The sequence below is a fragment of the Dermacoccus sp. PAMC28757 genome, from assembly GCF_014302635.1.
Classification (GTDB): Bacteria; Actinomycetota; Actinomycetes; order Actinomycetales; family Dermatophilaceae; genus Dermacoccus; species Dermacoccus abyssi.
This window is the reverse complement of the sequence record NZ_CP060292.1, coordinates 1,894,715-1,915,759: the sequence shown is the minus strand read 5'-3', so window position 1 is coordinate 1,915,759 and position 21,045 is coordinate 1,894,715. Positions and strand designations below refer to the sequence as shown.

23 protein-coding genes and 1 pseudogene are annotated in these 21,045 nt (G+C 68.5%); 8 read left to right on the top strand and 16 right to left on the bottom strand.

All coding sequences use genetic code 11. From position 1 onward, the window contains the following. Window positions 1-101: 101 nt before the first annotated feature. Window positions 102-221: pseudogene (locus H7F30_RS15145) on the bottom strand ((4Fe-4S)-binding protein); the annotation flags it as partial. A gap of 129 nt (window positions 222-350) precedes the next feature. Here H7F30_RS15145 and H7F30_RS09205 point away from each other — a divergent pair. The 3 genes from H7F30_RS09205 to H7F30_RS09195 are packed head-to-tail and all read left to right on the top strand — an operon-like array spanning window position 351 to window position 1,652. Beyond that, the gene (locus H7F30_RS09205; protein WP_047312067.1) at window positions 351-992 is read left to right on the top strand and encodes an alpha-ketoglutarate-dependent dioxygenase AlkB; all 642 of its coding nucleotides are present in this window, start codon (window positions 351-353) and stop codon (window positions 990-992) included. A 49-nt stretch (window positions 993-1,041) separates the two neighbouring features. After that, window positions 1,042-1,335: a hypothetical protein gene (locus tag H7F30_RS09200; protein ID WP_129665347.1), complete on the top strand. Its 294-nt coding sequence runs from the start codon at window positions 1,042-1,044 to the stop codon at window positions 1,333-1,335. Further along, the gene (locus H7F30_RS09195; protein ID WP_187034707.1) at window positions 1,332-1,652 is read left to right on the top strand and encodes a hypothetical protein; all 321 of its coding nucleotides are present in this window, start codon (window positions 1,332-1,334) and stop codon (window positions 1,650-1,652) included. Before H7F30_RS09200 ends, H7F30_RS09195 begins: the two co-directional genes overlap by 4 nt. A 193-nt stretch (window positions 1,653-1,845) precedes the next feature. Here H7F30_RS09195 and leuA read toward each other — a convergent pair whose 3' ends face one another. From leuA to hrcA, 9 genes are all read right to left on the bottom strand, one after another. Further along, on the bottom strand, window positions 1,846-3,594 hold the full coding sequence (gene leuA / locus H7F30_RS09190) for a 2-isopropylmalate synthase (RefSeq protein ID WP_129665344.1): 1,749 nt from the start codon (window positions 3,592-3,594) through the stop codon (window positions 1,846-1,848). A 245-nt stretch (window positions 3,595-3,839) separates the two neighbouring features. Continuing rightward, on the bottom strand, window positions 3,840-4,574 hold the full coding sequence (locus tag H7F30_RS09185; protein ID WP_187037959.1) for a class I SAM-dependent methyltransferase: 735 nt from the start codon (window positions 4,572-4,574) through the stop codon (window positions 3,840-3,842). A 28-nt stretch (window positions 4,575-4,602) separates the two neighbouring features. After that, the gene (gene era / locus H7F30_RS09180; RefSeq protein ID WP_047312063.1) at window positions 4,603-5,532 is read right to left on the bottom strand and encodes a GTPase Era; all 930 of its coding nucleotides are present in this window, start codon (window positions 5,530-5,532) and stop codon (window positions 4,603-4,605) included. Then, a complete protein-coding gene (locus H7F30_RS09175; RefSeq protein WP_187034705.1) occupies window positions 5,532-6,842 on the bottom strand; it encodes a hemolysin family protein in 1,311 nt (436 codons plus the stop codon). The genes era and H7F30_RS09175 overlap by 1 nt, the downstream gene beginning before the upstream one ends. An 18-nt stretch (window positions 6,843-6,860) precedes the next feature. Next, on the bottom strand, window positions 6,861-7,367 hold the full coding sequence (gene ybeY / locus H7F30_RS09170) for an rRNA maturation RNase YbeY (RefSeq protein ID WP_187034703.1): 507 nt from the start codon (window positions 7,365-7,367) through the stop codon (window positions 6,861-6,863). After that, window positions 7,364-8,428, bottom strand: coding sequence for a PhoH family protein (locus H7F30_RS09165; protein ID WP_052947054.1), 1,065 nt, complete (start codon window positions 8,426-8,428; stop codon window positions 7,364-7,366). The genes ybeY and H7F30_RS09165 overlap by 4 nt, the downstream gene beginning before the upstream one ends. A gap of 22 nt (window positions 8,429-8,450) precedes the next feature. Next, window positions 8,451-9,197, bottom strand: a complete 747-nt coding sequence (locus H7F30_RS09160) for a 16S rRNA (uracil(1498)-N(3))-methyltransferase (RefSeq protein ID WP_187034701.1) — start codon at window positions 9,195-9,197, stop codon at window positions 8,451-8,453. 1 nt (window position 9,198) lies between these two features. Next, entirely contained in the window at window positions 9,199-10,332 is a 1,134-nt protein-coding gene (gene dnaJ, locus H7F30_RS09155; protein WP_187034699.1) for a molecular chaperone DnaJ, read from the bottom strand. Between the two features lie 45 nt (window positions 10,333-10,377). Continuing rightward, complete coding sequence (hrcA, locus tag H7F30_RS09150) at window positions 10,378-11,403, bottom strand: heat-inducible transcriptional repressor HrcA (protein ID WP_187034697.1); 1,026 nt, start codon at window positions 11,401-11,403, stop codon at window positions 10,378-10,380. Window positions 11,404-11,588: 185 nt separating this feature from the next. Between hrcA and H7F30_RS09145 the strand changes: the two genes are divergently transcribed. The 4 genes from H7F30_RS09145 (at window position 11,589) to H7F30_RS09130 (ending at window position 13,709) form a co-directional block, all read left to right on the top strand. Beyond that, window positions 11,589-11,975 carry a sensor domain-containing protein gene (locus H7F30_RS09145; RefSeq protein ID WP_187034695.1) on the top strand — a complete coding sequence of 129 codons (387 nt, stop codon included), beginning with the start codon at window positions 11,589-11,591 and terminating at the stop codon, window positions 11,973-11,975. Window positions 11,976-11,992: 17 nt separating this feature from the next. Further along, window positions 11,993-12,169 carry a LuxR C-terminal-related transcriptional regulator gene (locus H7F30_RS09140; RefSeq protein WP_255464724.1) on the top strand — a complete coding sequence of 59 codons (177 nt, stop codon included), beginning with the start codon at window positions 11,993-11,995 and terminating at the stop codon, window positions 12,167-12,169. Window positions 12,170-12,246: 77 nt separating this feature from the next. Continuing rightward, complete coding sequence (locus H7F30_RS09135) at window positions 12,247-13,128, top strand: DUF3097 domain-containing protein (protein ID WP_129665326.1); 882 nt, start codon at window positions 12,247-12,249, stop codon at window positions 13,126-13,128. A 122-nt stretch (window positions 13,129-13,250) separates the two neighbouring features. Further along, complete coding sequence (locus tag H7F30_RS09130; protein ID WP_118912656.1) at window positions 13,251-13,709, top strand: DUF4870 domain-containing protein; 459 nt, start codon at window positions 13,251-13,253, stop codon at window positions 13,707-13,709. Between the two features lie 72 nt (window positions 13,710-13,781). On the opposite strand, the gene hemW is transcribed toward H7F30_RS09130, so the two are convergent. Beyond that, the gene (hemW, locus tag H7F30_RS09125) at window positions 13,782-15,014 is read right to left on the bottom strand and encodes a radical SAM family heme chaperone HemW (RefSeq protein WP_187034692.1); all 1,233 of its coding nucleotides are present in this window, start codon (window positions 15,012-15,014) and stop codon (window positions 13,782-13,784) included. Between the two features lie 33 nt (window positions 15,015-15,047). Further along, the gene (locus H7F30_RS09120; RefSeq protein WP_187034690.1) at window positions 15,048-16,079 is read right to left on the bottom strand and encodes a YeiH family protein; all 1,032 of its coding nucleotides are present in this window, start codon (window positions 16,077-16,079) and stop codon (window positions 15,048-15,050) included. An 86-nt stretch (window positions 16,080-16,165) separates the two neighbouring features. Here H7F30_RS09120 and H7F30_RS09115 point away from each other — a divergent pair, with 86 nt between their 5' ends. After that, window positions 16,166-17,065, top strand: a complete 900-nt coding sequence (locus H7F30_RS09115; RefSeq protein ID WP_187034688.1) for a LysR family transcriptional regulator — start codon at window positions 16,166-16,168, stop codon at window positions 17,063-17,065. 11 nt (window positions 17,066-17,076) lie between these two features. On the opposite strand, the gene H7F30_RS09110 is transcribed toward H7F30_RS09115, so the two are convergent. From H7F30_RS09110 to lepA, 4 genes are read right to left on the bottom strand one after another with little or no spacing between them, the layout of a single operon-like run. Further along, window positions 17,077-17,550: a hotdog fold domain-containing protein gene (locus tag H7F30_RS09110; protein ID WP_187034686.1), complete on the bottom strand. Its 474-nt coding sequence runs from the start codon at window positions 17,548-17,550 to the stop codon at window positions 17,077-17,079. Between the two features lie 34 nt (window positions 17,551-17,584). Next, a complete protein-coding gene (locus H7F30_RS09105; RefSeq protein ID WP_129665316.1) occupies window positions 17,585-18,334 on the bottom strand; it encodes an SDR family NAD(P)-dependent oxidoreductase in 750 nt (249 codons plus the stop codon). A 1-nt stretch (window position 18,335) separates the two neighbouring features. After that, window positions 18,336-19,157: a tRNA (guanosine(46)-N7)-methyltransferase TrmB gene (gene trmB, locus H7F30_RS09100; protein WP_240730189.1), complete on the bottom strand. Its 822-nt coding sequence runs from the start codon at window positions 19,155-19,157 to the stop codon at window positions 18,336-18,338. Further along, window positions 19,154-20,998 carry a translation elongation factor 4 gene (gene lepA, locus H7F30_RS09095; RefSeq protein ID WP_047312050.1) on the bottom strand — a complete coding sequence of 615 codons (1,845 nt, stop codon included), beginning with the start codon at window positions 20,996-20,998 and terminating at the stop codon, window positions 19,154-19,156. Before lepA ends, trmB begins: the two co-directional genes overlap by 4 nt. Between the last annotated feature and the right edge of the window lie 47 nt (window positions 20,999-21,045).

Genomic DNA, 21,045 nt, shown 5'->3' with positions numbered 1-21,045 from the left:
GGTTGGGGTTCCGCTTCTTGGTGGCAGTTGGGGCAGGTGGTGACGGTTGTCCGTCACCATCTACCCCAACCGTCACCACCTGCCGACCACCAGGTGCGCGCTCAGTGCTCCTCGATGTGCAGAGCCCCGGAAGGGCAGCGCCCCACGACCTCGCGCAGGTGATCGGCGGAGGCTTCGTCGGGAGCGTGCTCGGGGTTGATCCAGGGACGCTCGGACGTGTTGAAGACGCTCGGCGTTCAGCGCTCCAGCTGGTGAGGTTTGCTGCGGTTGGTGACGTTGCAACGTCACCAACCGCAGCAAACCTCACCAGCTGACCTCCGTCGCAGCTCTCCCATGCCATAATCGAACGCATGTTCGGAGGTTTGCAGGGTTCACTGCTCGACCAGGTCGACGAGGTCGGCGTCCGCCCGCTCGCCGGCGCCGTACGTCGCACCGAGTTGTCGCGTGGTGCGTGGGTCGATCTGCGCCCGGGCTTCATCACCGGCGCTGACGAACTGTTCACGCGCCTCAATCTCGGCGGTAGCGCCGGAGTCGACTGGCAGGGTGAACGTCGCGTCATGTGGGAGAAGGAAGTGGACACGCCACGCCTCCTGCGCTTCTATCGCGGCGACGAGACGTGGCCCGATCCGGTGATGCGTGAAGCACAGGATGCTCTGAGCCGTCACTACTTCCCGGAACTCGGTGAGCCCTTCACCACGGCGGGAATGTGCCTGTACCGCGACGGCCGAGACTCTGTCGCCTGGCACGGTGACAAGGAGGGCCGCTCGAGCACGCAGGACACGATGATCGCCATCGTCTCGATCGGCTCACCGCGCACGCTCGCGCTGCGTCCGGTCGGAGGCGGCAACAGCCTGCGCTTCCAGATCGGGCACGGCGACCTGCTCGTCATGGGCGGCAGTTGCCAACGGACCTGGGAACACGCGGTGCCGAAGACGACGAAGCCCGTCGGCCCACGCATCAGCATCCAGTTCCGGCCGTACAACGTCCGCTGAAGGCACTCGTGCTGGGCGAACGTCCAGCGTCGCCGCATAGAGTCCACGCATGGACGCTGCACAGAGACTGATCCGGGGCCAGGAGCTCATGGACGCCGTCATCGCCGACACCGAGGCCATCCGCGCGCTCACGCGCGACCTGCCCGCCATGGGCGAGCGCTTCGACGCCGTCGACGCCGCCCACCACGAGACGTGGAGCGAGAACCCGGACGACCCGGGCGCGGTCTCGATGCCCGTCATCAGCGACGACTACCCGTGGGACATCGCGACGGCCCGCAGCAACGCGCTGCGTCACCTCGTGCGCACCGCCGCCGACCTGCACACCCAGGAGCGTGACGCGTGAGCACCGACGCAACGAACACTTCAGCGAGTGAGCCTCTGAAGACTGGTCGCGATCAGAGCACCCTCGACGCCGTCGAGCACGACACCGCGCGCATCGCCCGGTTCACGAGCGAGCTGCGCACGATGGACGCCCGCTTCAGCGAGTTCGACGCGTACTACCGCGGCGCCTGGAGCACCGATCGTGACGACGAGGACGCCCCCAACCTGGCCGTCACCGGCGAGGACTACCCCTGGGACGCCCTCAACGACTACCTCGACGCCCTGCGCGAACTCCTGCGTGTTGCCACCGAACTGCAGACGCGCGAACGTCGTCCCTGATCTCGAACCGGCCCCCGGCCTCACGGCAGGCTCCCCCGCCCAGCGCCGGTCTCCTGCGACACACGACGGGCCGCCGACAGACATGACGAAGCGGGTGGAGCCCAGTACCTTCCCCGGTTACTGGGTTCCACCCGCCCACATGATTATGCCGTCAATCGTGCGCTGATGCGCACTTGCGCGATCACACGACCGCTCAGGCGTTCACCTTCGCAGCGTCACGCTCCGCGCGGTTGACCGCCGACAGGATCGCCATGAGCGAGGCCTTGACCGTCGACTCGTGGATGCCGACGCCCCACAGCACGCGGTCGCCGATGGCCACCTCGACGTACGCCGCAGCGCGCGAGGCCTCGCCCGAGCTCAACGTGTGCTCCGAGTAGTCGAGCAGGCGCACGTCGACGTCGATGCTGCTCAGCGCGTCGAAGAACGCGTCGATCGGGCCGTTACCGGTACCCGTGATCGTGAGCGGCTCCCCCGCGTCCGTGAGGCGCGCGACGATGTGGTCCTGGCCGTCGTCCGTCGACTCGAGCGAGTGACCGACCGGCGAGAAGCGGCCCCACGCGGAGTCACCCGTGCCCGTACCCGGCAGGTACTCGTCGGAGAACGTCTCCCACAGCCACTGCGGCGTCACCTCGCCACCCGCGGAGTCCGTCCACTTCTGGACGACGCCCGCGAACTCGATCTGCAGACGACGCGGCAGGTCGAGGTTGTGCTCGCTCTTGAGCAGGTACGCGACGCCGCCCTTGCCCGACTGGCTGTTGACGCGCACGACCGCCTCGTACGAGCGGCCCACGTCGTGCGGGTCGACCGGCAGGTACGGCACGCCCCAGACGAGCTCGTTGATCGGCTTGCCCGTCTCCTTGGACTGACGATCCATGTCGTCGAAGCCCTTCTTGATGGCGTCCTGGTGCGAGCCGGAGAAGGCCGTGAAGACGAGGTCACCGCCATAGGGGTGGCGCTCGGGCACGGGCATCTGGTTGCAGTACTCCACCGTCGAACGGATCGTCTGGATGTCGGAGAAGTCGATCTGGGGGTCGACGCCCTGGCCGAACAGGTTGAGGCCCAGCGTCACGAGGCACACGTTTCCGGTGCGCTCACCGTTGCCGAACAGGCAGCCCTCGATGCGGTCGGCGCCGGCCATGTAACCCAGCTCGGCCGCCGCGACGCCCTCGCCGCGGTCGTTGTGTGGGTGCAGCGACAGGATGACAGACTCACGACGGTTGAGGTTGCGCGACATCCACTCGATCGAGTCGGCGTAGACGTTCGGCGTCGCCATCTCCACCGTCGCCGGCAGGTTGATGATCATCTTGTGGTCCGGCGTCGGGTCGATGACGTCGATGACCTCGTTGCAGATGCGCGCCGCGAACTCCAGCTCGGTGCCCGTGTAGGACTCCGGTGAGTACTCGTAGTACACCTTCGTCTCGGGGATCGTCTCCTCGAGCTTCTTGCACAGGCGCGCGCCCTGCAGCGCGATGTCGACGATGCCGTCCTGGTCGAGGTTGAACACGACGCGGCGCTGCAGCACCGACGTCGAGTTGTAGAAGTGCACGATCGCCTGCGGAGCACCCTTGATGGCGTCGAACGTCTTCTCGATGAGGTGGTCGCGGCACTGCGTCAGCACCTGGATCGTCACGTCGTCCGGGATGTGCCCGCCGTCGATCAGTTCACGCACGAAGTTGAAGTCGGTGTCGGACGCCGAGGGGAAACCGACCTCGATGTCCTTGTAGCCCATGTCGACGAGCAGCTTGAACATGCGCATCTTGCGCTCGGAGTTCATCGGATCGATGAGCGCCTGGTTGCCGTCACGCAGGTCGACCGCGCACCAGCGCGGGGCCTTGTCGATGACCTTGTCGGGCCACGTGCGATCGGGCAGGTCGACCTTGATCTGCTCGTGGAAGGGGACGTACTTGCCGATCGGCATCGTCGTCGGCTGCTGTGCGTGCATTTGGGTTTTCGCCTCACTGCGTTTCGTTGCGGGTGCCGGCCGAGCACCATTCAACTCCGCGGTGAGGATGGCCGACTAACTGGCCCCACCGCGGCATCGAAGAAGGAGGCTCACTCCCTGCGAAAAGCGCACGCCCTCACCGTAGGCGTGACGCGGCGCACAGCGCCACCGTTCGAGACGAGCGTCCCAGCACGCGGACGTCGCCACGCATTGCTCGCCTGTGAGCCTCACCCTTGAGCGCGCCCTCAGCGCCGGATGTCGCTCGCGCGCCGAATGGCGAGGTACTTCTCGTCGATCTCCTCGATGGAGTACTTGCCGATCGGCACCTCGGAGACGACGAGTTCCTCGTCGAGCGAGAACGGCACGATGCGCGTCGTCACCTCGCGCACGATCTCGCCGTCACGCACGGTGCGGTAGGTGTTCGTGATCTCGACGCGCCCGTCCTTGACCGGCACGGTCTGACGCCAGCGCTCGTAGGTGTTGCGGCCCATCGTGGCGCTGGCCGACTTCACCATCTCCTCACCGGTCTCGACGACGCCGTACGCGCGGCTCATGAGGATCGGGGCGCCCTCCGGCAGCACCTGGGCCATGCGGTCCCAGAACGCCTGACGGGCCCGTCCGCCGAGGAAGTAGATGACGTTGAACAGCAGCGCACCGCCGATCTGCTCGGGCATCCACGCGTCGAGGATCGAGTTCGGCACGACGGTCGTGCGCTCACGCAGTTCGGGGCGCTCGGCCACACGCATCATGAGCATCGAGCGCATCCAGGCGTCGGGCTCGACGGCGATGAGCTCGGAGTCGGGGAACTGCTCGGCGAGGGCCAGCGTCGTCAGGCCCGATCCCGGGCCGATGTCGACGAGCGGCAGGTCCGGCTTGAAGCCTGCTGCCTCCCACGGGATTCCGCCGACGTAGTCCGTCGCCGGATCGATCGGCAGACGCAGCGTGTCACCGAATTCGGCCCACGCCTCGTGATCCTTCATGTTGCCAGCCATCGTGTCGTTCACACCCTCAGAAATTGAATCCCAGCTTGCCCAGCTGCTTGGGGTCGCGCTGCCAGTCCTTCGCGACCTTGACGTGCAGGTCGAGGTAGACCTTCTGGCCGAGGAGCTTCTCGATGCCCTCACGCGCCGTCGTGCCCACCTCGCGCAGCCGCGAACCACCGCGCCCGATGATGATCGCCTTCTGGCTCGAGCGCTCGACGAACACGTTGACGCGCACGTCCATGAGCGGCTTGTCCTCGGGGCGCCCCTCGCGCGGCACCATCTCCTCGACGACGACGGCGAGCGAGTGCGGCAGTTCGTCGCGCACACCCTCGAGCGCGGCCTCGCGGATGAGTTCGGCGATCATGACGATCTGCGGCTCGTCGGTGAGCACGTCCTCCGGATACAGCTTCGGCGACGGCGGCAGGTAGCTCGTGAGCACCTTCGCGACGTCCTCGACCTGACGCCCGGAGACGGCGGAGCACGGCACGATCTCCGCCCACTCCCCCAGTCGGTCGACCTCGATGAGGTGCTCGGCGAGGCGTTCACGATCGACCTTGTCGGTCTTCGTCACGATGGCGACGACCGGCTTGCGGCGCACGCGCTGCAGCTCGGCGAGGTCCTTCGCGATGTACTGGTCGCCCGGGCCGACCTTCTGATCGGCGGGCAGGCAGAAACCGATGACGTCGACGTCCAGCAGCGTCTCGCGCACGACGTCGTTGAGTCGCTCCCCGAGGAGCGTGCGGGGCTTGTGCAGCCCGGGGGTGTCGACGAGGACGATCTGCCCGTCGTCCTGCGTGAGAATGCCGCGGATCGTGTGACGCGTCGTCTGCGGCTTGCTCGACGTGATGGCGACCTTCTCGCCCACGAGGGCGTTCGTCAGCGTCGACTTGCCGGCGTTGGGCCGGCCCACGAGGCAGGCGAACCCTGCCCGGTACGTGCTCTCGTCAGTGTTCATCACACCATCTCCTCCGCGCCGCTGTTGGCGGCGTGTTCATCCCCGCGCTCGGCGGGATCTTCGTCTCCGACGCGCTCGACCACGAGGGTGGCCAGCTGGTGGCGTCGTCCGGCCATCTTCTCAGCCGTGAGGCGCAGACCCGCAATCTCACCGGTGGCGCCGGGCAGTGGCATCCGTCCGTCGATCTTGGCGAGCAGGCCGCCCACGGTGTCGATGTCGTCCTCTTCGATCGTGACGCCGAACAGCTCGCCCAGGTCGTCGATGGACATGCGCGCGGGCACGCGGGTGCGTCCGTCACCGAGATCCTCGACGCCCGGCGTGACGCGGTCGTACTCGTCGTCAATCTCGCCGACGATCTCCTCGACGATGTCCTCCATCGTCACGAGGCCCGCGGTGCCGCCGTACTCGTCGACGACGATGGCGAAGTGGACGCGGTCGCGCTGCATCTCCTTGAGCAGGGCGTCGACCGGCTTCGACTCGGGCACGAACGCCATGTCGCGCATGACCTCGCTGATGCGGATCTCCTCGGCCTCACCCGTGAGGTGACGACGCACGACGTCCTTGAAGTAGAGCAGGCCGACGATGTCGTCGGTGTTCTCGCCGACGACGGGCACGCGGGAGAAGCCGGAACGCACGAAGAGGTTCATCGCCTGGCGCAGGCTCTTGTGGCCGTCGATGACGATCATGTCGGTGCGCGGCACCATGACCTCGCGCACGATGGTGTCGCCGAGTTCGAAGACCGAGTGGATCATGCGCCGCTCGTCGGCCTCGATGAGGTCGGAATCCTCGGCCAGGTCGACGAACTCGCGCAATTCGGCCTCGGAGTCGAACGGGCCCTCGCGGTAGCCCTCGCCCGGGGTGACGGCGTTGCCGAGCGCCACGAGCATCCGTGCCAACGGCGAGAGGACCTTGAGCGCGACGAGCAGCGGACGCGACGCGGCGAGCGCCACGGCGTCGGCGTGCTGGTGGCCGAGCGTGCGCGGCGAGACGCCGACGAGCACGAACGAGACGACCGCCATGACGGCCACCGCCGTGATGAGCGCGGGCCAGAAGTCGTCGAAGATGCGGGTGGCCGCGACGGTGACGAGCACGGCCGCCGTCATCTCGGCACCGACGCGCATGAAGGTGAGCACCATGAGCGCGGTGCTGTGTCGTTCGACGACGGCTCCGAGCGCCGGCGCGGCGGCGTGGCCGTCCTCGGCGAGCGACGCGACGCGCAGGCGCGTCATGCGGCTGACGGCGGATTCCACGAGGGCGAACCCGAAGCCCAGAACCACGCTGACGAGCGCGGCGATCAGCACGATCGTCACGTGCGTTCCACTCCCTGACTACTCGCGGCCGCTCGGCGGCGCGATGCGGATCGTGCCCGCCTCGACGCTGCGGCCACGGCTCGCGAGGTAGGTGAGCAGGATCGTGCGCTGCAGTTCGAACATCTCGAGGCGCTCCTCGGCCTCGGCGTGGTCGTAGCCGAGCAGGTGCAGCACGCCGTGAACGGTGAGAAGGAGCAACTCCTCCATCGCGTCGTGCCCTGCCGCGGACGCCTGGGCGGCGGCCACCGTCGGGCACAGAACGATGTCGCCGAGCATGCCCTCGTCACTCAGCGCGCCCTCACGACCGGGTGTCAGCTCGTCCATGGGGAAGCTCATGACGTCGGTGGGGCCCTCGAGATCCATCCACTGCACGTGGAGGGTCTCCATGGCCGCCTCGTCGATGATGCGGATCGACAGCTCCACGTTGGGGTGGACGAACATCGCGTCCATCGCGTAGCGGGCGCAGTCGTGAATCTCGTCGAGATCGACGGCGACGTCGGTCTCGTTGGCGAGGTCGATCGTCACTCGCGTTCTCCCTGCTCGTCGTTCGCACGTGCCTCGCGGCGCTTCTTGGCCTGCGCCTTACGACGCTCGGCAGCGGCGTCGTAGCGACCGTAGGCGTCGACGATGTCGGACACGAGGCGGTGACGCACGACGTCGCCGCTGCTCAGGTGTGCGAAGTGCACGTCGCCCACACCCGTGAGCACGTCCTCGATGACGCGCAGGCCGGACGTCGTGCCACCCGGAAGGTCGACCTGCGTGACGTCACCGGTGACGACGATCTTCGAACCGAAGCCGAGTCGCGTGAGGAACATGCGCATCTGCTCGCTGCTCGTGTTCTGGGCCTCGTCGAGAATGATGAACGAGTCGTTGAGCGTGCGTCCACGCATGTACGCGAGCGGCGCCACCTCGATGGTGCCGGCGGCCATGAGCTTGGGGATCGAGTCGGGATCGATCATGTCGTGCAGCGCGTCGTAGAGGGGGCGCAGGTACGGGTCGATCTTGTCGTTGAGTGTGCCCGGCAGGAAACCGAGTCGCTCGCCGGCCTCGACGGCGGGGCGCGTCAGGATGATGCGGTTGACCTGCTTGCTCTGCAGCGCCGCCACGGCCTTTGCCATGGCGAGGTACGTCTTGCCCGTACCGGCGGGGCCGATGCCGAAGACGATCGTGTTCTTGTCGATCGCGTCGACGTACTCCTTCTGGCCCAGCGTCTTGGGACGAATCGTCCGGCCACGGCTGGAGATGATGTTCGTCGTGAGCACGTCGGCGGGGCGCTGCGCGTTCTTGCTGCGCAGCATGGCGATGGAACGCTCGACGTTGTCGCGGTTCACCGCGTGCCCCGCGTCGATCATCGTGAGCAACTCACCGACGAGGGTCTCGACGATGGCCGCGTCCTCGGCCGGGCCGTCGATCGTCAGCTCGTTGCCCCGCGCGAAGACGAAGAGGCGCGGGAAGGCGCGCTCGATCGTGCGAAGGAGCTGGTCGGTGGGCCCGAGCAGCTGAACCATCGACACGTCCGGCGGGACGACGATACGGGTCTGGCTGGACGTCTCGGGGGTGGCCTGGGTGGCGGGAACGTCTGTCATCGTGCCTCCAGTCTAGGGCGCGTCAGCTCCAGCGCGAGCGCGCGAAGAGCGCGGCCAGTGCCGCGGGGCCGGCCGACGACGAGCGCAGCACCGTGCGACCCATCCGGACGCTCGTGGCGCCCGCAGCGGCGAACGCGTCGAGTTCGCCGGGCGTGATGCCGCCCTCGGGGCCGACGACGAGCACGACATCGCCCGCGTCGGGCAACGTCACGTCGCTCAGTCCGACCTCGGCGTCCTCGTGAAGGACGAGTGTGAGGGCCGATTCCTCGACGAGGCGGACAACGGCCTGCTTCGCCGCGAGCTCGTCAACGACGGGCGGCGTGGCCTGACGCGATTGTTTCGTGGCGGCCTCGGCCTGCGCCACCCATTTACGGTGCGCCTTGGCGGCCCGCTCGCCCTTCCACTGCACGATCGAGCGCTCAGCCTGCCAGGGCACGACGCGGTCGACACCTAGCTCGGTGGCGGCTTCGAGCGCCTGGAGATCGCGGTCGCCCTTGGCGAGTGCCTGGACGAGGGTGAACGTGACGGCCGGGCGCTCCTCGCGCTCAACCGTCTGCACGAGCGCCGTCAGTTCCGACTTGGCCGTGGACGCGACGACGCAGTGGGCCAGGAGCCCTTCGCCGTCGGCGAGGAGGATCTCCTCCCCCACGGCCATGCGCTTCACGGTGACCGCGTGGCGTCCCTCGTCACCGCCGAGCACGACCGGCTCCTCGGGCCGCATTTGCTCACGCAGCGTGCCCGGCGCGACGAAGTACAGATGTGCGGTCACGTCAGCCCTTCCAGGCCTGACGCAGCTTGCCGAGCAGGCCCTGGTTGACGGGCTGGAACTTGGGAGCAGGCGTTTCCTCGCCGCGCGACGCCGCGAACTGACGCAGCAGGTCGGCCTGCTCGCTCGTCAGCTTGCTCGGCGTGCGCACGTTGGCGTGCACGAGCAGGTCGCCGCGGCTCTCGGTACGCAGGCGCGTGACGCCGAGGCCCTTGAGCGTGACGACGTCGCCCGGCTGGGTGCCGGCCTGGATGTCGATGTCGCGCGGGCCGTCGAGCGTCTCGAGCGGAAGGGACGCGCCGAGTGCCGCGGCCGACATCGGCAGTTCGAGCGAGCAGTGCAGGTCGTCACCCTGACGCTGGAACATGGGGTGCTTCGCGACGCGCACCTCGACGTAGAGGTCGCCGGCGGGGCCGCCGCCGTGGCCGACCTCGCCCTCGCCGCGCAGCTGGATGCGCGTGCCGGTGTCGACGCCCGCGGGCACCTTGATGCTGATGGTGCGAGTGTCGCGCTTGCGGCCGTTGCCGTCGCACTCGAAGCAGGGGCTGTCGATGATGTCGCCGTAGCCGTCGCACGCCGTGCACGGACGCGAGGTGAGCACCTGGCCGAGGAAGCTGCGCTGCACCTGCTGGGTCTGGCCTGCCCCACCACACACGTCACACGTGTGCTTACCGGTGCCGGGGCGCGAGCCCTCGCCGTGGCACGTCGTGCAGACGACGGCGGTGTCGAACGTCAGGTCGACCTCGCCGCCGAAGACGGCGTCGGACAGCTCGATGTCGAGCGGCAGGAGGGCGTCCTGGCCGTGTTGTACGCGGCTGCGCGGGCCACCCGAGGCGCCCGCTGCGCCACCGGTGAAGAACGCGTCCATGATGTCGCTGAAGCTGAAACCGGCGCCGCCGAAGCCGGCACCCGCACCGCCGCCGGGCGCGTACGGGTCGACTCCCTGGTCGTAGGAGGCCTTCTTCTCGGGGTCGCCGAGCACCGCGTAGGCCTGACCGACGCGCTTGAACTGATCCGCCGCCTCGTCGGACGGGTTGACGTCCGGGTGGAGCTTGCGCGCCATCTTGCGGTAGGCGCGCTTGATCTCCTCGCTCGAGGCATCGCGGGAGAGGCCGAGTTCGGCGTAGTAGTCGTTCACGAACGTCCTTGTCGTCAGCGGGTGGAAAGGGATGTGTGCGGGGCGTCAGCTCTCGATGAGCTGTGAGACGTAGCGGGCCACGGCCCGCACGTTCGCCATCGTCTGGGGGTAGTCCATGCGGGTGGGGCCGAGCACGCCGAGGGCCGCCACGGCATCGGGGCCGTAGGAGGTGGTGACGAGCGACGTCGAGTGCAGGCCCTCGTGGGGATTCTCCGCGCCGATGCGGACCGTCACCTGGTCGTGGGCTTCGGCATCCTCGGCGAGGTTGCTCATGAGGCGCAGGATGACGAGGTGCTCCTCGAGTGCGTCGAGCACCGGCTGCACGTGCAGCCCGTCCGTTCCGGCGCGCGCGAGGTTGGCCGTACCGGCGAGCACGACACGCTCCTCACGTTCCTCCCCGAACACGGCGGTGATCGTCTCGACGACGGCGTCGACGTCAGCGCGCCGCTCGGGCTCGAACGCTTCGCGCAGCAACGACAGGCCGCGGGCCGCCTCCGCGAGAAGAAGGCCGTCGGTCTCGGCGTTGAGTCGCCCGCGCAGCCGTGCGACGAAGTCGTCACTCTCGGCCACGGGGTGGGCGAACTCGACGGTGCGCTGTTCAATGCGGCCCGAGTCGAGGATGACGACGAGCATGGCGCGGGTCGGCGTCATCGCGAGGCACTCGATGTGGCGCACCCGCGAGCGCCGCAGCGACGGGTACTGCATGACGGCGGCCTGCTGGGTGAGCGAAGCGAGCAGACGCGCGGTGCGCTCGACGATGTCGTCGAGGTCGATGCTCTCCGCGAGGAAGGCCTGGATGGCGCGGCGCTGGCTCGGCGTGAGCGGACGCACCTGAGAGAGGCGGTCGACGAAGACGCGGTAGCCGGCATCGGTCGGAACACGCCCGGCGGAGGTGTGCGGCGCAGCGATGAGGCCCTCGTCCTCGAGAGCCGCCATGTCGTTGCGAATCGTGGCCGCCGAGACACCGAGCTGGTGACGTTCGAGGAGGGCCTTGGAGCCGACCGGCTCGGACGTGGAGACATAATCGTGCACGATCGCGCGCAACACTTCGAGACGGCGCTCGTTGCTCATGCCTTCACACCTCCTTTGACCTCCTCCAAGGTTGGCACTCACGGGTATCGAGTGCCAAATCTTTCCGAGCGTGTTCGCTCAGGGCGTCGCGGCCGCGTCCGGCCGGAATGTCGGGTTTTCCCCACCGTCAGGAGACCTGCAGGCAGGATGGTTGTGCCCCCGTGCCTCTCCACAGCGTCGAAGACATGAGCACTCCAGACGTCACAGCCCCTGTCCCCAGGAACGCCGCCGGCTCGGCGACGGACCGCGAGTTCCGCTGGTCCCCACGCCAGGCACTGCGCGACAGCGCCTACCTGTTCGCAGGCTGGTGGGTCCACCTGCTGGGCTTCGTCGCGTTCGCCGTCCTCATGTCCGGCGGGCTGGGCATGCTGTTCGTGCTCGTCGGCATTCCGCTCGTCCTCGGCGGCCTCGGAGTCGCTCACGTCATGACGGACGCCGAACGCTCCATGCAGCGCCGTCTTCTGGACCGTGCCCTCCCCGATGCCCCGACGGCGGTGGAGACCGGATGGTCGATCAAGCGCGTGTGGGAGGCACTCAAGGACCCGCGGCGGAATCGGTTCTCGACACCTTGACGCCGCGGGAGCACGAGGTGTTTTCACTCATCGCCGAGGGTCTGACGAACCGAGGCATCGCGAAGCGCCTCGTCGTCACGGAGGGCGCCGTGGCGAAGCACGTGCAACGCATCTTCACCAAGCTCGATCTGGACACCGACGGCGACGAGCACCGTCGAGTGGCGGCGGTGCTCACCTTCCTCCGCTCGTCCTGACCGTGGGCGGCGCCGCTTCTGCGCCGGTCCAGCGCGCCTCCGCCCGTGCCGCGTCGGGCTTGCCTACCCTGACTGCCATGAACGACCGCTACGGCTCCGACGTCCTCTCCGGTGACTGGCGCGCGCCCAAGCGCGGCCGATCCCGTGAGGTTCCGGCCGAGCGGGATGTCGTCGTCGAGGACGCCCAGAGCGGTTACGTGGGTGCCGTCGTTCGCGTCGAGAAGTCCGGTGGAACCCACGTCGTCTTCCTCGAGGACCGCTTCGGCAAGACCCGCGGCTTCGCGCTCGGGGGCGGCTTCCTCATCGACGGTGAACCCGTCATCCTCACTCCCCCGCGTCCCGCAGACGCTGCCGCACTCGCCGAGCGCAAGGTGCAGGCCGGACGCACGGCATCGGGTTCGGTCGCCGTCCCGAACGCCAAGGCGCGCGTGGCCCTCGGTTCGCGCATCTTCGTCGAGGGCCGCCACGACGCCGAACTTGTCGAGAAGGTCTGGGGTGACGACCTGCGCATCGAGGGCGTCGTCGTCGAGTACCTCGAGGGCGTCGACGACCTCGCCGCCGTCATCCGCGACTTCCGCCCTGAGAAGGGGCGCCGTCTCGGCATACTCGTCGACCACCTCGTGCCCGGCACGAAGGAGGCCCGCATCGTCGCCGAGGCCCAGGCTCTTCCGCAGGCCCGCGATCACGTGCTCATCGTCGGTCACCCCTACGTCGACGTGTGGCAGTCGGTGCGCCCCGAGCGCCTCGGATGGTCCAAGTGGCCGACGATCCCCAAGGGTCAGTCGTGGAAGCACGGCATCCTCGCCGAGCTGGGGTGGCCGCACCAGAGCCAGGCCGACGTCGCGCGCGGCTGGAAGCAGATCCTCGGCACAGTGCGCACCTACGCCGACCTGCAGCCGGAACTGCTCGGACGTGTCGAGGAACTCATCGACTTCGTCACCGACCCCGAGCAGCAGTGACGGGCTGAGCCCCCAGCCTCAGGGGCGAACCAGGGTCACCCAGGATGGCGCCGACGGAATGAGGAGGGCATCGTTGAGGTTGGAACGATGTTCACCAACGCAGCCGAGGTCGTGAGGACACCATGAGCCAGCAGCCCTACCCCACCCCCGACCCCCAGTGGAGCCACAACGGCGACGCCTACCCCAACGGTCGGCCCACCGAGGCGGGCGTCACGCCCCGCCAGTTGAGCTCCGACGAGACGGGCGCCGCCGTCGTCGCCCACCTTTCGGCCCTCGTCGCGGCCGTCGTGTCGGCCGGTTCGCTCAGCCTGCTCGGCCCGCTCATCGTGTGGTTCATCTACAAGGACAAGTCACCCGCCGTGCGTGAAGCCGCCGCCGGGGCGTTCAACTTCAACCTCTCCTGGTGGTTGCTCTACTGGGTCGGCTGGCTGTTCGCCATCACGTTCATCGGCATCGTCGTCGCGATCCCGCTGTGGTTCGTCATCACGGTGGTTGCCCTGTGGTGCCACATCCGTGGCGCGCTCAACGCGAGCAGCGGCCGCCCCTACCGCTACCCGTTCCAGCTGCGCGTGCTCAGCTGACTCGGGCCGACAACGCGAAGGGCCGGAACGTCACATCTCTGGGGTGGCGTTCCGGCCCTTCGCGTTCGGCGGTCAGTAGTCGAGCAGGCGCCGGACGACGGTGTCGGTGAGCAGCCGCCCGCGCAGTGTGAGCACGGCCCGACGGTCACGGACGGCAGACGTTCCCTCGAGCAGACCGTCCGCGACGAGTCCCGCCACCGCGCGGCGCCCTGCGTCGTCGAGCAGGTCGAGCGGCAACCCCTCGGCGAGACGCACGCGCAGGAGCACCTTCTCCTCGTACCGCTGACGCTCGTCGAGGATCTCGCGCGCGAGCGCAGGTGAGGTTCCTTCACCGACCCGCTGGGCGTAGGCGCGCGGGTGTTTGACGTTCCACCAGCGCACCCCGCCGACGTGGCTGTGGGCTCCGGGGCCCGCGCCCCACCACGGTTCGTCACGCCAGTAGGCCAGGTTGTGACGACACTGGAAGCGCGGTTCCTTCGCCCAGTTCGACACCTCGTACCAGCGGTACCCCGCGGCCTCGAGGAGTTCGTCGGCCAGTTCGTACTTGTCCGCTTCGTCGTCGTCATCGGGAAGCGGCAGTTCGCCGCGGCGCACCTGGGCGCCCATCTTCGTGCCCTCCTCGACGACGAGCGCGTAGGCGCTGATGTGGTCGGGATCGAGCGCGATCGCCGCCTCCAACGAGGCCCGCCAGTCGTCGAGCGACTCCCCCGGCGCACCGTAGATGAGGTCGAGACTCACCTGCAGGCCGGCAGCCTTGGCGGCGCGGACGGCGCGCTCGACGTTGGCCGGATCGTGGGTGCGCTCCAGCGTCGCGAGGACGTGCGGCACCGACGACTGCATCCCGACGGAGACGCGCGTGAAGCCGCCCTCGGCGAGCACGCGCAGGTACGTTTCGTCGACCGAGTCCGGGTTGGCCTCGGTCGTCACCTCGGCGTCGTCGACGAGGCCGAACCGCTCGCGCGCCGCGTCGAGCATCCGCACGAGGTCGGTCGCTGCGAGCATCGTCGGCGTTCCTCCACCGACGAAGACGGTCTGCACTGTCGGCACGCCGCCGGGCGCCTTTCCCATCTCGCGCGCGGCGAGGTCGAGTTCCCGTTCGACAGCGCCCGCGTACGTGTCGAGGCTCGCGCCGGGGACGCCGAGTTCGGTGAGCGTGTAGGTGTTGAAGTCGCAGTACCCACAGCGCGTCACGCAGAACGGCACGTGCAGGTACATCGCGAAGGCGCTGCCCGGCACACTCGCGAGGGCGTCGGCGGGCAGCGCTCCGTCGCTCGGTGCGGGCTCTCCGTCGGGCATCTGCGGCATGGGTGGCATTCTCCCACCGCCTGCGGAGCGTCTCTAACCGACGAGCAGGGCTCCGCCCAGGCCGAGGGCAGTGACGCAGACAGTGCAGAGCGCTGCCTGCGCGAAGGGCGCCGCGCCGGCAGCACGCATGGCCTTGGCCGTCACTCCTGCGCCGAGAGCGAACATCGCGGCGGCGAGCAGCAGCGTCTGGAGCACCTTCGCTCCGTCCAACACCGAATTCGGAATCGGAACCACGCTCCGCACGACGACCGCGGCGACGAAGCCGACGACGAACAGCGGCACGAAGGGCGGCAGGGTGACCGACCCGGACTCGGCCCCGCCCATGGTCCGACGTCGATGCACGGCGATGACGGTGATCAACGGCGCCAGCATGAGCACGCGGGCGAGCTTCACGACGACGGCCACCGCGAGCGCCCCCTGCCCGACGAGGCCCCCGGCAGCGACGACCTGGGCCACCTCGTGCACGCTCGCACCCGCGAAAACGCCTGCGGTGTGATCGTCGAGCCCCAAGGCGGCGGACAGCGCGACGAGCGGGATCATGAGCGTGCCGAAGACGACGACGAGCGCGACCGACGTTGCGACCTCCTCGTCGCGGGCGTCGCTCACCCCTGCTGCTGCGGCGACGGCTGCGGCGCCGCAGATCGAGAACCCGCACGCCGTGAGCAGACTCTGCGTGGGCTCAATACCGAGCCGCTTGCCGCACCACAGCCCGAAGGGCACTCCGAGCGCCACCACAGCAACGGCCAGGACGATGACACCGAAGCCGAGCGAGGCGATGGCGCCGAGCGAGAGCTGGAGGCCGAGCAGCACGATGCCGATGCGCAGAACGCGCTTCCCGGCCAGGTCGAGGCCAGGGCGCCACGCGTCGAGCCGCACGGCGTTGGCGGCGACGACGCCGAGCAGAATCGCCACGAGCACCGGGCTGAGCAGCGGGCTGATGCGTGACACGACGAACCCGACGAGCGCCGCTGAGAACGCCAGTGCCAGACCGCCGGCCACTGGGTGGGATGCAGTTCGGGCCGCTGTTTCTGCGCGGCGTTGCTCGGGTCGGGTCACGCTCCCCATCCTCGAACGTCTACGACCTGGCCGGTAGCGCCATGTTCAGCATGCTGGTATATGCGGCGGATATGGACGCCGGTTACGCTGGCCCGATGAAGAGCTGGCCGGATCTCGCAGCCCTGGAGCTGCTCGTGGCCGTGGCCGACCACGGCTCCCTCAGCGCCGGCGCACGTGCCTGTGGCTCGGCGCAGCCCAACGCCAGCCGGAGCATGGCGCGGCTCGAGCGCTCGGTCGGCGTGCCCCTTCTCCACCGCGCCACAACCGGCGCCACCCTGACGACGCAGGGCCTCATGGTCGTCGAGTGGGCTCGCGGCGTGCTGGAGGCCGCGCGCGATCTCGACGCCGGCGTCACCGCCCTGGTGAGCGGCGTGGATGCACCGCTCACCGTGATGGCCAGCCAGACCGTGGCCGAGCACCTCCTGCCGGGCTGGATCGCGCGCTGGCACGAAGCCCATTCCGGTGAGGCCACGCCGGGCCTCTCCGTCGCCGTCGGCAACACGACCGACGTGCTCAGCGCCGCTCGCTCCGGTGAGATCGATCTCGGGTTCATCGAGGGCCCGGGTGCCCCTCGCGGCCTCAACTCGACGGTCGTCGCCACGGACGACCTCGTCCTTGCCGTCGCCGCACACCACCCCTGGGCCCGAACTCGCAGTATTGACGCGGACGAACTCGCCGCGACGGCCCTCGTCACGCGCGAGCCGGGCTCCGGAACCCGCGTGGCGCTCGACCGCGCGATGCGCCCGCGCACCTGCGCTCCGCCACTGCTGGAGCTGTCGAGCAACGCCGCGGTCAAGGTCTCCGTGTCGGCCGGCACCGGGCCGGCCGTCCTCAGCCGACTCGCGATCGGTGATGCCCTGGCCGCGGGCACCCTCATCGAGATCACCGTCCGCGACGTCGACCTGCGCCGGAAGCTGCGCGCCGTGTGGGCAGGTCCGCGCCGGATGACGAACGAGGCCGCCACGTCGCTTCTTGCGATCGCGGCGGCCTCGTAGCGGCGCAGGCGTTACTTCCTGGCGGAGACGTAGATCGGGATGATGCCCTGGACGGCGACCGTGCCGTCCTTGACCAGGCGTCCCGTCATGCGCACGTCCACCGTGAAGGGAGGCTCCTTGGCCCAGTCCTCGGGGCTCGTCTCGGCGACGCACTCGACATCGCCGGGGGTCTTGGCGACGTAGTCGAGCTGGATGCCCTTGGGGATCCAGCGCATGCCCTTGGGCACCGTGGCCTCGGCGAGCAGACCCATGGCCATCTCCATGCCGTTGGCGATCGCGATGGCGTGGACGGTGCCGATGTGGTTCTGCACACCCCACCACTTCTTGATGGCCACGACGCCGCGGTGCGGCTCCATGGTCTTCACGACGGGCGCAATGGTCCGGAAGTAGGGCGCCTTGAGCGCGAACGCGGCCGAGAAGGCTGCGCGACCGAGCTTCTCGTTCTTCTTCGTGAGCTTCGTGTAGAGCGCGAGGGTCTGGTTCATACCCACCAGATTACCCGCGAGTAATAGCGAGCGCTCAGTGGACGCTGAAGCCGCCGTCGGCCGCGATCGTCTGGCCGGTCACGAAACCACTCGCCCGCGACGCGAGGAACACCGCGAGGCCCGCGAAGTCCTCGGGCACGCCGTTGCGTCCGACGAAGGTGCGGGTCGCGAGCGCTTCTTCGCGCCCCGGTTCGGCGACGGTGGGCAACGTCATCGGGGTGACGACGAATCCGGGAACGATAGTGTTCGCCGTGACACCCGAGCGTGACCAGGCCTCCGCTTGCGAGCGTGACAGCCCGGTGACGGCGGCCTTCGTCACGCCGTAGACGCCGGAGTTGCCGAAGGCGCTCCAGCTCTGCTGCGAGCCGATGTTGAGGATGCGTCCGTACCCGCGCTCGGCCATGCGTGGCCCTGCGGCCTGGCCGAGCCGGTAGGGCGCTTCGAGGTTGACGGCCATCGTCTCGGCGTACTGCTCTTCGCTCGTGTCCGCCAGTGGCGGTCGGTGGTTGACGCCGGCACACGTGACGAGGATGTCCGCGTGCTGCACCGCGGCACCGACAGCCAGGTTCGCCAGCGCGTTCGCATCACCGACGTCGCAGACTTCCCACGTCGCGCCGATCTCGGCGGCCACTGTGGCGAGCTTGTCGGCGTCCCGGGCCACGAGGTGAACGCTCGCACCGGCACCCGCAAGGGCCGTGGCGATACCTCGCCCGATGCCCGACGACCCTCCCGTGACGACGGCATTCAGCGCCTCAAGGGAGAACAGGTCGTCGAGGTAGCTCACGTCAGTTCGCCCGAGTCACCGCGAGATCACGCACGACGCGCTCGACCTTGAGGCCCTTGTTCTCGAAGCGCGTGGTCGTGCGTCCCTCGAAGCGCGGGGCGAACCCGCCACGCGCACCCTCGGGGTCGACGTCCGGGTCACCGGGGTCGGCGAGGCGTCCCACGTGCGGGTTGTCGAAACGCGGTGAGCCCTCGACGACGTCGCGCATGTGCCACGCGTAGTCGGCCCAGTCGGTGGCGAGGCGCCACGTGCCACCGGGCACGAGAACGTCGGCGACGACCTCGGCGAAGCCGGGCTGCACGAGGCGACGCTTGTGGTGCTTGCTCTTGGGCCACGGGTCCGGGAAGAACGTCCACACCTCGGCAACGGAGCCCGGCGCGAAGAGACGGTCGAGCGCCTCGGACGCGTCGATCTCGATGAGCCGGACGTTGGTCACGCCGGCGTGGACGGCTTTGGAGATCGTCTGCGCGATGCCCGGGCGCCACACCTCGAGCGCGATGAAGTCCGTCCCCGGGTTCTCGGCAGCCGCGTGGACGACCTGATCGCCCGCGCCGGAACCGATCTCGACAACGAGCGGCGCGGTGCGTCCGAACACCTGCTCCATGTCGACGTGGTAGCCGTCGATCGGTTCGGTCGAGGCCTCCTTGCGCGGCACGTCGATGACGTACTGCTCGGAGTGGTCGGCGAGCGCACGGTGGTGACGTTCGGGCATGCGGCCGCCGCGGCGGGTGAACGAACGGGTCCGCGCGAGCGGGCGTTCGGCCGCCTGACCCTCTTCACCGGGCGGCGTCACCGAACCCGAGACGAAGCCGGGCTTGCTCACTTCTTGTCCTTCGGCTTCTCGTCGCCCTGGCTCAGCGCTGCGATGAAGGCTTCCTGCGGCACCTCGACCGAGCCGACCATCTTCATGCGCTTCTTGCCTTCCTTCTGCTTCTCGAGCAGCTTGCGCTTACGCGAGATGTCACCGCCGTAGCACTTGGCGAGCACGTCCTTGCGAATGGCGCGGATGTTCTCACGAGCGATGACGCGCGTGCCGATGGCGGCCTGGATCGGCACCTCGAACTGCTGGCGCGGAATGAGGTCCTTGAGCTTCGTCGCCATCATCGTGCCGTAGCCGTAGGCCTTGTCACGGTGGACGATCGAGCTGAACGCGTCGACCTTGTCGCCCTGGAGCAGGATGTCGACCTTGACGAGGTTGGCACTCTGCTCGCCGGCGGGTTCGTAGTCGAGCGAGGCGTACCCGCGCGTCTTCGACTTCAGCTGGTCGAAGAAGTCGAACACGATCTCCGCGAGGGGCAGCGTGTAACGCATCTCGACGCGCTCCTCGGAGAGGTAGTCCATGCCGAGCAGGTTGCCGCGCTTGTTCTGGCACAGCTCCATGACGGCACCGATGAACTCGCTCGGGATGAGGATGGTCGACTTCACGACCGGCTCGGTGATGTCGGCGATCTTGCCGTCGGGGAACTCGCTCGGGTTGGTCACCTCGGTGACGCGGCCGTCGTCGGTCGTCACCTGGTAGACGACGTTCGGCAGCGTGGAGATGAGGTCGAGGTCGAATTCGCTCTCGAGGCGCTCACGCGTGATCTCGAGGTGCAGCATGCCGAGGAAGCCGACGCGGAAACCGAAGCCGAGCGCGGCCGACGTCTCGGGCTCGTAGACGAGCGCAGCGTCGTTGAGCTTGAGCTTGTCGAGGGCGTCACGCAGCAGCGGGTAGTCCGAACCGTCGATCGGGTACAGCCCCGAGAACACCATGGGCTTCGGGTCCGAGTACCCGCCGATGGCCTTGTCGGCCGGCTTGGCCGCGTTCGTCACGGTGTCACCGACCTTGGACTGACGCACGTCCTTCACACCGGTGATGAGGTAACCCACCTCGCCGACGCCGAGGCCCTTCGTCGCGGTCGGCTCGGGCGAGCTGACGCCGATCTCGAGGAGTTCGTGCGTGGCACCCGTGGACATCATGGCGATCTTCTCGCGCGGGTTGAGCTTGCCGTCGACGACACGGACGTAGGTGACGACGCCGCGGTAGGTGTCGTAGACCGAGTCGAAGATCATGGCGCGCGCCGGGGCGTCTGCGTCACCGACGGGCGGGGGCAGCGTGCCGACGATCTTGTCGAGGAGCGCCTCGACGCCCTCGCCGGTCTTGCCGGAAACCTTGAGAACGTCGTCGGGGTCGGCGCCGATGAGGCCCGCAATCTCGGCGGCGTACTTCTCCGGCTGCGCTGCCGGCAGGTCGATCTTGTTGAGCACCGGGATGATCTCGAGGTCGTTCTCCATCGCGAGATAGAGGTTCGCGAGGGTCTGAGCCTCGATGCCCTGAGCGGCGTCGACGAGGAGGATCGCGCCCTCACACGCGGCGAGCGAACGCGAGACCTCGTATGTGAAGTCGACGTGACCGGGGGTGTCGATCATGTTGAGCGCGTACGTCTGACCATCGAGCTCCCACGGCATGCGCACGGCCTGGCTCTTGATCGTGATACCGCGCTCACGCTCGATGTCCATGCGGTCGAGGTACTGCGCGCGCATGGCCCGCTGCTCGACGACACCCGTCAACTGGAGCATGCGGTCGGCCAGCGTCGACTTGCCGTGGTCGATGTGGGCGATGATGCAGAAGTTGCGGATCATCTCCGGCGGGGTCGCGGCCGGCTCGAGTGCCTTGCGGGCCATGGGTGACAACTGAATACCTCGTCGATTTCGTCTGGAGCGCTACGTCG